The sequence below is a fragment of the Embleya sp. NPDC050154 genome, assembly GCF_044460165.1.
Classification (GTDB): Bacteria; Actinomycetota; Actinomycetes; order Streptomycetales; family Streptomycetaceae; genus Embleya.
This window is the reverse complement of the sequence record NZ_JBITJP010000017.1, coordinates 108,301-121,938: the sequence shown is the minus strand read 5'-3', so window position 1 is coordinate 121,938 and position 13,638 is coordinate 108,301. Positions and strand designations below refer to the sequence as shown.

The window sequence follows — 13,638 nt, the reverse complement described above, 5'->3', positions numbered from 1 at the left end:
GCGTTCGGGCAAATCACCTTGACGCACAAGGCGGGTGACGATTCGTCAGCTCCGGGTGACCGGGCGGGACGAGCCGCCGACGATCGCGCGAGGACGGCTCGGCCCCGGACGGAGGCGGGACGAGGCGTCGGCTCCCGACGGGACGCGGGACGAGGCCTGCACTCCGAGGCGGGCGTACGGCGACCCGTCAGCCCTCGTCGGGGCTCGCGTCCCGACGCACCCGGGCCACGTTCGGATACGCGCGGCGCAGGTGCACGGCCAACGCCTCGGCCGCCGCGCGTGGGTCGCGGGCCTCGATCGCGGCCAGGATCGCCCGGTGGTCCGCGCGCAACGCCCCGGTGTCCGGGCCCAGTTCGGCGACGGCGCGGCGCTGGTGCCGGCGTACCGTGTCGCGCAGCGCGCGCATGAAGGTGGCGACCAGCGCGTTCCCGGACAGTTCGGCGATCGCGGTGTGGAACTCGGTGTCCTGCTCGTTGAACCGCTCCGCCGACACATCCGGATCGTCCATCGCGGCCACGATCGTGCGCAGCCGGTCGAGATCGGCCTCGCTCGCGTGCCGCGCGGCGGCCTCGACCGCCCAGGACTCGATCAGCAGTCGGGTCTCCACCACATCGTCCACCGCGAAGTTGGCCAGGCCCAGGTGCAGGCCGAGGACGCCGGTCAGCGCCGGCCCGGCGGATCCGGCCAGGATCGCGCCCGCCTCCGGGCCACTGCCGGTGTTGGCGACCAGGACGCCCATCGCCTCCAGGACCCGCATCGCCTCGCGTACCGACGGGCGGCTGACCCCCAGCGCGGCGGCCAACGCGCGCTCGCCGGGCAACTTGTCGCCCGCGCGCAGTCGGCCGGTCGCGATCTGCTCCTCGATCTGCGCGACGACCTCCTCGAACGCGCGCACGCGCTTGACCGGGCGCCAGTCCGGACCGTCGTTCACTGGGAGGCTCCTCGGCGATTTCGGGGGTTTCGAATGGCTTCGACTGGTTTCGGGAGGCTTCGGCGGATCGACGGGTTACGTCGGAGCTTCGGGCTCGGGGACGCCGCCCGTGTCTTGTGGCACAGCATGACATGCCCTTAGCGTGTGCACACCACAGTGTGGTCAGACCACACGATTCGGCGTCGGACTCGGCGTCGGATTCCGCCTCGGACTCCTCCCAGGGCTTCGAGCCGGACCCGCCGATCCGCGAGGAGGCCGCCCGCATGCGCGTCGGGCTGTTCATCACCTGCGTGAACGACACGCTGTACCCCCGCACGGGCCGAGCCGTCGTGCGTCTTCTGGAGCGGCTGGGCTGCGCGGTGGACTTCCCGCTCGCCCAGACCTGTTGCGGACAGATGCACTGGAACAGCGGATACGGCACCCGCGTCGAGCCGATGGTCCGCCGGTTCGCGGACACCTTCGCGGGCTACGACGCGGTGGTCACCCCGTCCGGGTCGTGCGGCGCGATGATCCGGGACAACCACCCGCGCGCCGCCGCCCGGGCCGAGGACCCCACCCTCGCGGCCGATGTGGCCGCGGTGGTCCCGAAGGTGCACGACCTCACCGAGTTCATCGTGGACGTGCTCGGCGTCACCGACGTCGGCGCGTACTTCCCGCACAAGGTCGCCTACCACCCCACCTGCCACTCGCGCCGCCTGATGGGGCTCGGCGACCGTCCGACCGCGCTGCTGCGCGAGGTGCGCGGCCTGGAACTGCTCGGCCTGCCCGGCGAGGAGGAGTGCTGCGGCTTCGGCGGCACCTTCGCGGTCAAGAACCCGGACGTGTCCACCGCGATGGGCACCGACAAGGTTCGGCACGCGGCCGGCACCGGCGCCGAGGTGCTGTGCGCGGCGGACAACTCGTGCCTGATGCACATCGGCGGCCTGATGGACCGTCAGCGCACCGGGATGCGGGTCCTGCACCTCGCGGAAATCCTCGCCTCGACCGAGAAGGAGCCGGCATGAGCAAGGCCGTCCCGCCGGCGGGCGCCACGTTCGTCGGCATGCCCCCCTTCCCCCGGGCCGCCCGGGCCGCCGTGGGCGACGCGCAACTGCGGCACAACCTGCGCAAGGCCACCCACACCATCCGTGACAAGCGGGCCCTGGTGGTCGAGGAACTCGACGACTGGGCCGAACTGCGCGCGGCCGGCGCGGCGATCAAGGACCGGACGCTGCGCCGACTCGACGAACACCTGCTCGCGGTCGAGGCGGCGGTCACCGCCGCCGGCGGCACCGTGCACTGGGCCGCCGACGCGGCCGAGGCGAACCGGATCGTCGCCGACCTGGTCAAGGCCACCGGCGAGACCGAGGTGGTCAAGGTCAAGTCGATGGTCACCCAGGAGATCGGGCTGAACGAGGCGCTCGCGGCCGAGGGCATCCGGGCCTACGAGACCGATCTGGCCGAACTGATCGTGCAACTGGGCGAGGACCTGCCGTCGCACATCCTGGTGCCCGCGATCCACCGCAACCGGGCCGAGATCCGGGAGATCTTCGTGCGCGAGATGGGCGAGTGGGGCGTCCCCGCGCCGCCCGGCCTGACCGACGACCCGGCCGCGCTCGCCGAGGCCGCGCGCCGCCACCTGCGCGAGCGCTTCCTGTCCGCGCGGGTCGCGGTCTCCGGCGCGAACTTCGTGGTCGCCGAGACCGGCACGCTCGTGGTGGTCGAGTCGGAAGGCAACGGGCGGATGTGCCTGACCCTGCCGGACACGCTGATCTCGGTGGTCGGCATCGAGAAGGTGGTGCCGACCTGGGCCGATCTCGAGGTGTTCCTGCAACTGCTCCCACGCAGTTCGACCGGTGAGCGGATGAACCCCTACACCTCGATGTGGACCGGGGTGACGCCCGGCGACGGGCCGCAGGACTTCCACCTGGTCCTGCTCGACAACGGCCGCACCGACGTGCTCGCGGACCGTACCGGCCGGCAGGCGCTGCGCTGCATCCGGTGCTCGGCCTGCCTGAACGTGTGCCCGGTGTACGAGCGCACCGGGGGACACGCGTACGGGTCGGTGTATCCCGGGCCGATCGGCGCGATCCTGGTGCCGCAGCTGCGCGGGATCGCCGGGCACCGGGTGGACGAGCAGACGGCGTCCCTGCCGTACGCCTCTTCGCTGTGCGGCGCGTGCTACGAGGTGTGCCCGGTCGCGATCGACATCCCCGAGGTGCTGGTTCATCTGCGTGAGCAGGTGGTCGAAGGCGGCGGCCACCGCGCCGAGCGGGCGGCGATGCGGGCGGCCGAGTGGGTGCTGGACGATCCGGGCCGGCTGCGCCGGGTACAGCGGGCCGCGTCCCGCTCGCGCAGGCTGATCCCCAAGCGGGCGCCCGGCCCGGGCGCGGCCTGGACGGACAGCCGGTCGATCCCGGCGGTGCCGGCGGAGTCGTTCCGGGACTGGTGGGTGCGGGAGCGGAGCGGTCCGGCGGGTCCGGTGCCTTCGTCGGCGCCGGGCGTCGAGGCGATCCCGGGCGTCGAGGCCGCTCCGGGTGGCGAGGTTGCTCCGGGCGTCGAGGCGGACGAGAGCGAGGGGGAGGGGCGATGAGTTCGCGCGAGGTGATTCTGGCCCGGGTACGGCGGGCGCTGGTGGACGTGCCGCGCGACGAGGTGTTCCCGGTGCCGCGCGACTACGCGCGGGCCCACGTGGTCGAGGGTGTGCTCGAACTGTTCGTCGAGCACCTGCGCGACTACCGGGCGATCGTGCACGAGGTCGCGGAGGGCGGGCTCGCGGATGCCGTCGCCGGCGCGGTCGAGCGACGCGGGGCCCACCGCGTGGTGACGCCGGCCGGGCTGCCGGCGGCGTGGACGGCCGGGTTGGCGGCGGGGGTGTGTGTACCGGATGGCTGGACGTACGGCCCGATCGGCGAATTGTCAGATGATCCTATAAATAACAGGCCGCTGTCGCTTTCTCCGACGGAAGCTCACCACCTCACGACCGCCGAGTTGGACGGTGCCGACGGCGTACTGACCGCGTCGGCCGTCGCGATCGCCGAGACCGGCACGATCGTGCTCGACGCCGGCCCCGGGCAGGGGCGGCGCGCGCTGACCCTGGTGCCGGACTGGCACCTGTGCGTGGTTCGGGCGCGGGACGTGGTCGCGTCGGTGCCGCAGGCGTTGGAGCGGCTGACCCCGGGCCGACCGCTGACCTGGATCTCCGGCCCGTCCGCGACCAGCGACATCGAACTGGACCGGGTCGAGGGTGTACACGGGCCCAGGACTCTCGAAGTCCTGATCGTGCGGTGATGTCCCGCCGATCATTTACAGTCCATAGGCGTGGCACCTGATACGAAGGCACTCGTCCGCTCGACCAAGAACCTGATGGAGATGGTCGACCTCCTGGGCAACACCAGCCCGCCCGAGGCATACGACGCGATCGCCGAGCAATTGGCGAACACCCGCCGACTCCTCGGCCAGTTGGCCGCGCCCGTACCGACCACCTTGTGCAACGAGCATCCGTACGGTCCGGTCGACGAGGATGCGCGGGACAAGTGTCTGTTCTGCGAGAACCGCAGGCGGCGTGGTCGGGCCCGGGACGCGGCCGACGCGCGGCCGCGCTCGGCGCCGTGCCCCAGGCACCCGGAGCGCGGGCTGCTCGCGTTGGGCGAGGTGTGTGCGCTGTGCGGGGGGCCGGAGGGCGGGTCGACACCGCGTCAGGGTGTGCCGAGTGTGCGCGATCCGCGTCCGGCTCCGCTGTCCGGTGCGCGGGGTGTGGACATGCGGCTGACCGTGCTCACCCGGCAGCTCGCCGCGATGGCGGGCGAGGCCGGCCGGGACGCGCGCGGCGAGGCGCTGCTCGCGGCGGCGGTCGATGTGCTCAAGGGCGCCCAGGGTCTGATCCAGGCGGCCAACGCGTTCACCGACGGGCGCGGCGACGAGGCGTACAACACGGCCACGCGGGCCGCCCGGGGCCTGCGGGCGACCGCCGCCGAGGTACTCGAAGACCTCTAGGACGGGGTTCGCCGGTCCTGCCGGCGCCGGTGCCGCGCCGGGTTTACGGCCGGGGTGGTCGGGCAGGCGGAGACCCGACCGTCGCAACCGTTCCGTACGGAGGGGTGTGCCCGCATGGCATCCGAGCTCGAGGGCTTGACCGTGGCATTCCTCGTCGCCCCCGAGGGCTTCGAGCAGGTGGAGCTGACCGAGCCGTGGCAGGCCGTGGAACGGGCCGGCGGATCACCCAAGCTGATCTCCACCAAGGCCGGCGAGGCGCAGGGCTTCGACCACTACGACCGGGGCGACACCTTCCACGTGGACGCCGGGATCGACGCGGTCGGGTCGGGCGACTTCGACGCGCTCGTGCTGCCCGGCGGGGTGGCCAACCCCGATTTCCTGCGGACCCAGCCCAAGGCGGTGGAGTTCGTCCGGCGCTTCTTCGCGGAGGGCAAGCCGGTCGCGGCGATCTGCCACGCGCTGTGGATCCTGGTCGAGGCCGACGTCGTGCGCGGGCGGCAGCTCACCTCCTGGCCGAGCCTGCGCACCGACTTGGAGAACGCGGGTGCCCTCTGGGTCGACGAGGCGGTGGTGGTGTGCACGGCGGGCACCAACACGCTGATCAGCTCCCGCAAGCCGGACGACCTGGCGGCGTTCGACAAGGCGCTGGTGACGGAATTCGCCCGGGCCGGGAAGAGCCGGTAGCGCACGGGTCCGCCCGGGCACGGCGGTGGGCGCTCAGGCCTCGTAGGTCGACGCGATCGGGTCGTGCCCGTTCCAGACCACGAACACGGACGAGGTCCGGCCACGGCTGACGAAGTCGACCCGGATCCATTGGTTGCCCGGCCACACCTTGACCGCCCACCCCGAGTTCGGCGTCGCGGCGATCAGGGTCGCGGTGGTGCCCTGGTAGCGGAACGAGGCCCGTCCGCCGCGCACCTCGAAACTCTGCACCACGGCGACCGGCGGGCCCTCCCGGAGCCGGACCGGCGGCGCGGCCGGTGTCGTCGCGGCCTTGGGCGACGGCGGAGCCGAGGACGCGGACGGCGACGGGGACGACGAGGTCGGTGGCGGCGTGCGGTTGACGGCGGAGATCAGGTCCGGCTCCTCGGTACTCGGCACCGCGCCGGACGCCGTCGACGGGGTGTCCACCGGCGGCGGCGGTTCGTCCCCGGCGACCAGGGTCGGCGCCCGCGGCGGCTCGAACACGGTGTCGCGCAGCACGCTGCGCACGCCCCACCACGACAGCGCGACGGCCATCGCGGTGACCGCGAGCCACACCGATATCGACGTGATGGTCCTCCGCACGAGCCCTATCCTCTCGCCTGCGTTCCCGGCCCGGTGTTTCCCCTCCCGGGCCGGCCGGGGCGGAGAGTACGGGTACGGTTCCGAACCATGGCACAGGTGCTCGTGGTCGAGGACGATCAATTCGTACGTTCGGCGCTGATCCGATACCTCACGTCGTCCTCCCACGCGGTGCGCAGCGTCGGAACGGCCCTGGAGGCGTTGCGCGAAGTAGCCCTTTACCCGTTCGACGTGGTCATTCTGGACCTCGGTCTGCCGGACTTGGACGGATCCGAGGCGTTGAAGATGCTTCGCGGTATATCCGACGTCCCGGTGATCATCGCGACCGCCCGGGACGACGAGGCCGAGGTGGTCCGGCTGCTCAACGCGGGCGCCGACGACTACGTGACGAAGCCGTTCTCCGGGGAACACCTGGGCGCGCGGTTGTCCGCCGTGCTGCGCCGTGCGCGTGGGCGGACCACGGCGGACGTGTTCAGCGTCGGAGGTCTGCTCATCGACGTCCGGCGCCGGGAGGCACGGCTGGACGACCGGGAGCTGGAACTGACCCGACGCGAGTTCGACCTGCTGGCGTTCCTGGCCGCGCGGGCCGGGACGGTGGTGCCGCGCCGGGAGATCCTGGCCGAGGTGTGGGGCCAGTCGTACGGCGACGACCAGACCATCGACGTACACCTGTCCTGGCTGCGCCGAAAGCTGGGCGAGAAGGCGCGGGAGCCGAGGTATCTGCATACCGTGCGGGGTGTCGGGGTGAAACTGGAGCCGCCGGCGTGAGGCCCGGCCCGCGCGGGGGCGGGACGGCCGGGCGGCGGGAGGATGCGGCGGATCGGGCCGGCGCGCCGGGGCGAGCGGGTGGCTCGGGTCGGGTCGGTGGTGCCGCGGGGCGGGAGGTGAAGCCGCCGCGGGCGCCGAAGGGCGTGCGGGGCACGCTCGTGCGCGTCTCGTTGGCGGTCACCACGATGGTCGCTCTCGCGTTCTTGATCCCGCTGGTCCTGGTGATCCGGGAGATCGCCGCGGACCGCACCTTCACCGACGCCGAGCGGCAGGCCGCCGCGCTGCAGCCGGCGCTGGTGATCACCACCGACCGGGCGACGCTGGAGCCGGCCATCGCGAGCGTGCCGGCCGGCTCCGGCGGCCGGATCGCGATCCATCTGCCGGACGGGTCGGTCCTGGGCCGGCCGCGCGCGAGCGAGCACAGCGTGGCCACCGCGCGGGAGTCGGCCCGTTCGTTCCGAGTTCGCGCGGGCGGCGGGTGGGCGCTGTTGCAACCGTTGTTGTTGGACCAGGGCAGGATCACCGTGATCGAGGTGTACGTCCCGGACGACGACCTGGAGCACGGCGTGAATACGGCCTGGCTGGTGCTCACCGGGGTGGCCGTGGTCCTGGTCGGCGGCTCGGTGGTGGTCGCCGACCGGCTCGGTGCGCAGGTGGTGCGCTCGGCCCGGGGGTTGGCCGTGGCGGCCCGCTCGTTGGGTACCGGCGACCTGGCGGCGCGGATCACACCCCAGGGGCCTTCCGAACTCCAGGAGGCCGCCACGTCGTTCAACACGATGGCGGATCGGGTCGAGCAACTGTTGGCCAACGAACGGGAGATGGCCGCCGACCTGTCGCATCGACTGCGTACGCCGCTGACCGCGCTGCGGTTGAACGCGGCGGCGCTGGGCGAGGACCCGGTGGCCGAGCAGACCCGCAACGCGGTGGCGCAGTTGGAGCGCGAGGTCGACGAACTGATCCGGACCGCACGGCGATCGAGCGCGTCCATCGAGGCGGTGGGCTGCGATGCGGCCGAAGTGGTGCGCGAGCGCATGGACTTCTGGTCCGCGTTGGCCGAGGACGAGGACCGACCGTGGCAACTGGTGGGCGCGGCCGAACCGGTGCGGGTCCCGGTGCCCCGGGGCGACCTGGCGGCCGGCTTGGACGCGATGTTGGGCAACGTGTTCCGGCACACCGAGGAGGGCGTGCCGTTCTCGGTGACCCTGCACTCGGGCCGGGACGCGGTGATCCTGCTGGTGGCCGACGGAGGGCCCGGGATCGCCGACCCGGTGAGCGCCCTGCGGCGCGGACACGGCCAGGGCGGTGACGGCTCGACCGGGCTCGGCCTGGACATCGTCCGGCGGCTCGCGGAGGCCACCGGCGGCGAGGTGGGATTGGGTCGCTCGGTACTGGGCGGCGCGGAGATCAGCGTGCGGCTGGGCGGGGGTACGACGGAGTCGGTCGTTCGGCGCAGCCGGCGGGCGGGCAAGAGCCGGCGCGGGCGACGGCGGCCGGGGGCGGGGTGAGGGGGTGCGGCGGTGCCGCGGTGCGCTGCGATGCTGCGGTGCTCTTCGGGTGGGTGGCGAAACGGGGATTTTCTCACTGTGAGTCACGGCGCGTGTGCCGGCCGGCACCTGGACCTTGATCCAACCTTATGTGGGCCTTAAACCCTTGCCTCGGGTCGAATCGGGTTGGGTGGACAGGTGTTCTTCGGCCACGGTTTTCACTAGCCTTCAGAACAGCGGTCCATTCGGAACCAACGGGACTCCCCCCTTTCCGAATGGCCCAGGCGCAGCCCAATCCCCCCCAGGGTCTGTAGCCGTTCGGGGATCTCGCATCCCCGGCCGCTCGTGTCCCCACCCCCACCCGGGGCACGACGGCAACCCGACCCGAGAGCGAAAACTCTCGGGTCGGGTCTTTTTTGTTGGGTTGCTTGTTGGGCGACTGCGTCGCCGGCTCGCGAGGCGCCGCTTTTTCTTTCCCCCGCTTCGCTCCTCCAAGAAAAAGCGGCGCCTCGCTCGGGACGGCGTGTCCCTCCGCTTCGCTCCGGGCCACACCGTCCACACCTGCGGCTCCGCCGCTCTCCGCGCTTCGCGCGTCGATCACCGGGGTGGGGGTGGGTCGGGGGCGCTGACGCGCCGGGGGTGGGCGGGGGCGGGTTGTCTGGGGCGGGGGGCGGAAGTGGAACGTAATTTGGGCGCAATTTTGCGGGCTGCTTGCGCGCCGGAGGGGTGGCGTGGCTCGTTTCGGGCCGCCGGCCAGCGCGGTCTCGGGGGTCGTGGCACGCAAGCGTCGACAGCGCGTGGCGGTCGATCGCGCGGGGTCGTGTCCCGGGTGCGCTCGGCCGGGATCGGAGCGTTGACGGGTCCGTAACGCGTCTGTAACTCTGATTTCGCGCACTGCAAAAAGTTCACAGATTGTTGGGAACTTGCGGCCTAGAGCCGCAAATTTCGATCCGTGACCCGAACGCGCCGGTTTCCCGGCGGCGTTCCCCACCGCCGGCGGGACCGGCTTCACCGGCACCGCGATCCGGTCGACCACATGCCGACCCGGCCTTCGGCCTGCCCCGGCACGCACCGGCCCGCTCTCCGACCACGCGCGGCTCCTCCCGTACCTCCCGTGCACGTCCCCCGCGAGAGAACCGAACAGAGGAATGCGATGAGGCCACCCATCCCGAAATCCGCCGGCGCCACACTGGCGACCGGTCTGCTCGCGCTCGCCGTCGCCGTCGGGCCCGCCGGCGCCGCGACGTCCGCCGGGTCGGGCGACCGGGCCCGGGTCGCGAGCACCGATGTCGCAGCCGTCGCCGACGGCGACCAGGACACCTACTGGCAGGGCACCGGCTCGGAGTTCCCCCAAGCCGTCCAGGTCGATCGAGGCCGCAGCACGAGCATCGACGGCGTCGTACTCAAGCTGCCCCAGGGCTGGGCCGCGCGCAGTCAGACGCTGGCAGTGCAGGGCAGCGAGGACGGCACGAGCTTCAAGACCATCGTCGGCCGGGCGACCTACAGCTTCGAGCCCGCCTCGGCAAACACCGTCCGGATCCGCTTCCCGGCCACCCAGGCCAGATTCGTCCGGCTCGACGTCACCGGCAACAGCAAGGCGCCCGCCGCGCAGCTCGCCGAACTCGGCGTCGAGACCGCGGCCGACTCGACGACCAACCTCGCCCGCGCCGGGACCCTGACCGCGAGCAGCGCCAACGGGCCATATACGGCGGCCAAGGCCGGCGACGGCGATCAGGCGAGCTACTGGGAGAGCGCCAACAACGCGCTGCCGCAATGGATCCGGGCCGATCTCGGCGCCTCGGTCGGGGTGAACAAGGTGGTGCTCAAGCTGCCCGCCGGGTGGGAGCGCCGGACCCAGACCCTCTCCCTCCAGGGCAGCACCGACGGGACGACCTTCACCGACATCCTCGCCTCGGCCGGTCGGGTCTTCGACCCGGCGAGCGGCAACACCGTCACGCTCGCGTTCGACACGGTGACCACCCGCTACCTGCGGGTCGAGGTGATCGCCAACACCGGATGGCCGGCCGCCCAGGTGGCCGAGTTCGAGGTCTACGGCCCGACCACGGGCGACACCCAGGCACCCACGGCGCCGACCGCACTGGCCTACACCCAGCCGGCCACCGGCCGGATCCGGCTCACCTGGGCCGCCGCGACCGACAACGTCGGGGTCACCGGCTACGACGTGTACGCCGACGGCGTGCTGCGCAGCACCGTCGCCGCCGGCACGCTCGAATACACCGACAGCCTGCCGGACACCGCGACGGTGACCTATCACGTGGTCGCCCGGGACGCCGCCGGCAACAGTTCGCCGAACAGCAACCAGGTGACCCGTATCGGGTCCGGCGGCGGCACCGGCACGAACCTGGCCGTCGGCAAGCCGATCACCGCGTCCTCCACGACGCAGAACTTCGTCGCCACGAACGCCAACGACGACAGCGTGAGCACCTACTGGGAGGGCAACACCTACCCGAACACGCTGACCGTGGCGCTGGGTTCGAACGCGGATGTCCAAGCCGTGGTGGTCCGACTCGACCCGGATCCGGTATGGGGCCCACGCACCCAGACCATCGAGGTGCTCGGTCGGGAACAAAGCGCCGCCGGCTTCACCACCTTGGCCCCGGCGGCCGTCCGCGCCTTCGCGCCCGGCGCCGGCGGCAACACCGTGAGCATCCCGGTCACCGGCCGGGTCGCCGACCTGCGCCTGCGGATCACCGCCAACTCCGGTGCGCCGGGCGGTCAGGTCGCGGAGTTCCAGGTGATCGGCGTGCCCGCGCCCAACCCCGACCTGACCGTCACCGCGCTGACCGCGAGCCCCGTCGCACCGGTGGAGACCGACGCGATCACGCTGTCCGCGACGGTGAAGAACATCGGCCCGGTCGCCGCCGGCGCCACCGCAGTGAACTTCCGACTCGGTGACACCCCCGCCGGCACCGCCCAGGTGGGCGCGCTCGCCGCCGGCGCCACCACCACGGTGTCCACCACCATCGGCACCCGTCCCGCCGGCAGCTACGCCCCGAGTGCCAGGGTCGACGAGGCCAACGCGGTGATCGAACAGAACGAGACCAACAACGCCTACAGCGCGCCCGCTCCGCTCGTGGTCACTCCCGTGGCCAGTTCCGACCTGATCGCCTCGGCCGTCGAATGGACCCCGGACAACCCGGCCGCCGGCAACGCGGTCGCCTTCACCGTCACGCTCGAGAACCAGGGCACAATCGCGAGCGCGCCCGGTGCCCACCCGGTCACGCTGACCCTGATCGACGCCGCCGGCGCCGTGGTCCGCACCCTCACCGGCTCGTACACCGGTGTGCTCGCCCCCGGTGCGAGCAGCCCCCCGATCTCGCTGGGCGGTTGGCCGGCCGCGGACGGAACGTACGTCGTCAAGACGGTGATCGCCGCCGATGCCAACGAACTCCCGGTCAAGCAGGCGGACAACACGACTACCCGGCCGCTGTTCGTGGGCCGAGGCGCACACCTGCCCTATGACATGTACGAGGCCGAGGACGGCCTCCTGGCCGGCGGCGCGGCGGTGATCGGACCGAACCGGGTGATCGGCGATCCGGCCGGCGAGGCGTCCGGTCGCAAGGCGGTCACCCTCGAATCGACCGGCAGTTCGGTCGAGTTCACCACCCGTGCGAGCACCAACACCCTGGTCACCCGGTTCTCCATCCCGGACGCCCCGGGCGGCGGCGGCATCGACGCGACACTCGACGTGTACGTGGACGGCATCTTCCTCAAGGCCATCGCGCTCACCTCGAAGTACGCCTGGCTGTACGGCAACGAGGCGGCTCCCGGCAACTCGCCCGGTGCCGGCGGTCCCCGGCACATCTACGACGAGGCCAACATCATGCTCGGGACCACCGTCCCGAAGGGCAGCCGGATCAAACTCCAGAAGAACGCGGCCAACACCAGCGACTACACCATCGACTTCGTCAACCTGGAGCAGGTCGCGCCGATCGCCAATCCGAACCCGGCGACCTACGTCGTCCCGGCCGGCTTCACCCACCAGGACGTGCAGAACGCCCTCGACCGGGTCCGGATGGACCCCGGTGGCACGCTGGTCGGCGTCTACCTGCCGCCCGGCACGTACCCGACCGCGAGCAAGTTCCAGGTGTACGGCAAAGCGGTCAAGGTGACCGGAGCGGGTCCCTGGTTCACCAGGTTCGAGGCTCCCACGACCCAGGAGAACACCGACGTCGGGTTCCGCGCCGAGGCGTCCGCGAACGGCTCCTCGTTCACCGGCTTCGCCTACTTCGGCAACTACACGTCGCGGATCGACGGGCCGGGCAAGGTGTTCGACTTCGCCAACGTGTCGAACATCCTGATCGACGACGTCTGGAACGAACACACCGTCTGCCTGTACTGGGGCGCCAACACCGACAACGTCACGATTCGCGACAGCCGGATCCGGGACACCTTCGCCGACGGCGTGAACATGACCAACGGCAGCACCGACAACCACCTCGACAACATCGAGGCCCGCTCGACCGGGGACGACAGCTTCGCGCTGTTCTCCGCGATCGACGCCGGCGGCGCGGACGAGAAGAACAACGTGTACGAGAACCTGACCGCGATGCTGACCTGGCGTGCGGCCGGCATCGCGGTCTACGGCGGCTACGCCAACACGTTCCGCAACATCCGGATCGCGGACACCCTCGTCTACTCCGGCATCACCATCAGCTCACTCGACTTCGGCTATCCGATGAACGGCTTCGGTACCGAGCCGACCAACTTCCGAAACATCTCCATCGTCCGCGCGGGCGGCCACTTCTGGAACGGGCAGGTCTTCCCGGCGATCTGGGTCTTCTCCGCCTCGAAGATCTTCCAGGGCATCCGGGTGAGCGACGTGGACATCGTCGACCCGACCTACGGCGGGATCATGTTCCAGACCAACTATGTCGGCGGACAACCGCAATTCCCGGTCAAGGACACCATCTTCGACAACATCTCGATCACCGGCGCACACCGCAGCGGCGACGCCTACGACGCCAAGTCCGGCTTCGCCATCTGGGCCAACGAGCTCCCCGAACCGGGCCAGGGCCCGGCGGTCGGCTCGGTCACCTTCAACGGTCTGCGGATGAGCGACAACGCGCAGAACATCCGCAACACGACGTCGACCTTCACCATCACCGTCAACCCCTGACCCGACGGTCGCCGCCCGCGCCCCGCCGGGCGGGCGGCGACCACGCGGCCGGTCAG

Annotated in this window: 10 protein-coding genes; 8 read left to right on the top strand and 2 right to left on the bottom strand. The window is 71.6% G+C overall.

What is annotated here, in order from left to right:
* Positions 1 to 187 precede the first annotated feature (187 nt).
* The gene (locus tag ACIBSV_RS31590) at positions 188 to 931 is read right to left on the bottom strand and encodes a FadR/GntR family transcriptional regulator (protein ID WP_395869064.1); all 744 of its coding nucleotides are present in this window, start codon (positions 929 to 931) and stop codon (positions 188 to 190) included.
* A 263-nt stretch (positions 932 to 1,194) separates the two neighbouring features.
* Here ACIBSV_RS31590 and ACIBSV_RS31585 point away from each other — a divergent pair, with 263 nt between their 5' ends.
* From ACIBSV_RS31585 to ACIBSV_RS31565, 5 genes are all read left to right on the top strand, one after another.
* Positions 1,195 to 1,935: a (Fe-S)-binding protein gene (locus tag ACIBSV_RS31585; protein ID WP_395869062.1), complete on the top strand. Its 741-nt coding sequence runs from the start codon at positions 1,195 to 1,197 to the stop codon at positions 1,933 to 1,935.
* Complete coding sequence (locus ACIBSV_RS31580) at positions 1,932 to 3,503, top strand: lactate utilization protein B (RefSeq protein WP_395869060.1); 1,572 nt, start codon at positions 1,932 to 1,934, stop codon at positions 3,501 to 3,503. The genes ACIBSV_RS31585 and ACIBSV_RS31580 overlap by 4 nt, the downstream gene beginning before the upstream one ends.
* On the top strand, positions 3,500 to 4,201 hold the full coding sequence (locus ACIBSV_RS31575; protein ID WP_395869058.1) for a lactate utilization protein C: 702 nt from the start codon (positions 3,500 to 3,502) through the stop codon (positions 4,199 to 4,201). Before ACIBSV_RS31580 ends, ACIBSV_RS31575 begins: the two co-directional genes overlap by 4 nt.
* 30 nt (positions 4,202 to 4,231) lie before the next feature.
* Positions 4,232 to 4,906, top strand: a complete 675-nt coding sequence (locus ACIBSV_RS31570) for a hypothetical protein (protein ID WP_395869056.1) — start codon at positions 4,232 to 4,234, stop codon at positions 4,904 to 4,906.
* A 135-nt stretch (positions 4,907 to 5,041) separates the two neighbouring features.
* The gene (locus ACIBSV_RS31565) at positions 5,042 to 5,590 is read left to right on the top strand and encodes a type 1 glutamine amidotransferase domain-containing protein (RefSeq protein ID WP_395869262.1); all 549 of its coding nucleotides are present in this window, start codon (positions 5,042 to 5,044) and stop codon (positions 5,588 to 5,590) included.
* A 33-nt stretch (positions 5,591 to 5,623) separates the two neighbouring features.
* Here ACIBSV_RS31565 and ACIBSV_RS31560 read toward each other — a convergent pair whose 3' ends face one another.
* Positions 5,624 to 6,193 carry a hypothetical protein gene (locus ACIBSV_RS31560; RefSeq protein WP_395869054.1) on the bottom strand — a complete coding sequence of 190 codons (570 nt, stop codon included), beginning with the start codon at positions 6,191 to 6,193 and terminating at the stop codon, positions 5,624 to 5,626.
* 87 nt (positions 6,194 to 6,280) lie between these two features.
* Between ACIBSV_RS31560 and ACIBSV_RS31555 the strand changes: the two genes are divergently transcribed.
* The 3 genes from ACIBSV_RS31555 (at position 6,281) to ACIBSV_RS31545 (ending at position 13,582) form a co-directional block, all read left to right on the top strand.
* Positions 6,281 to 6,958, top strand: a complete 678-nt coding sequence (locus tag ACIBSV_RS31555) for a response regulator transcription factor (RefSeq protein WP_395869052.1) — start codon at positions 6,281 to 6,283, stop codon at positions 6,956 to 6,958.
* Positions 6,959 to 7,101: 143 nt separating this feature from the next.
* Positions 7,102 to 8,463 (top strand): sensor histidine kinase, encoded by a 1,362-nt coding sequence (locus ACIBSV_RS31550; protein ID WP_395869260.1) that lies wholly within the window; start codon positions 7,102 to 7,104, stop codon positions 8,461 to 8,463.
* A 1,132-nt stretch (positions 8,464 to 9,595) separates the two neighbouring features.
* Positions 9,596 to 13,582 carry a discoidin domain-containing protein gene (locus tag ACIBSV_RS31545; RefSeq protein ID WP_395869050.1) on the top strand — a complete coding sequence of 1,329 codons (3,987 nt, stop codon included), beginning with the start codon at positions 9,596 to 9,598 and terminating at the stop codon, positions 13,580 to 13,582.
* Positions 13,583 to 13,638 lie beyond the last annotated feature (56 nt).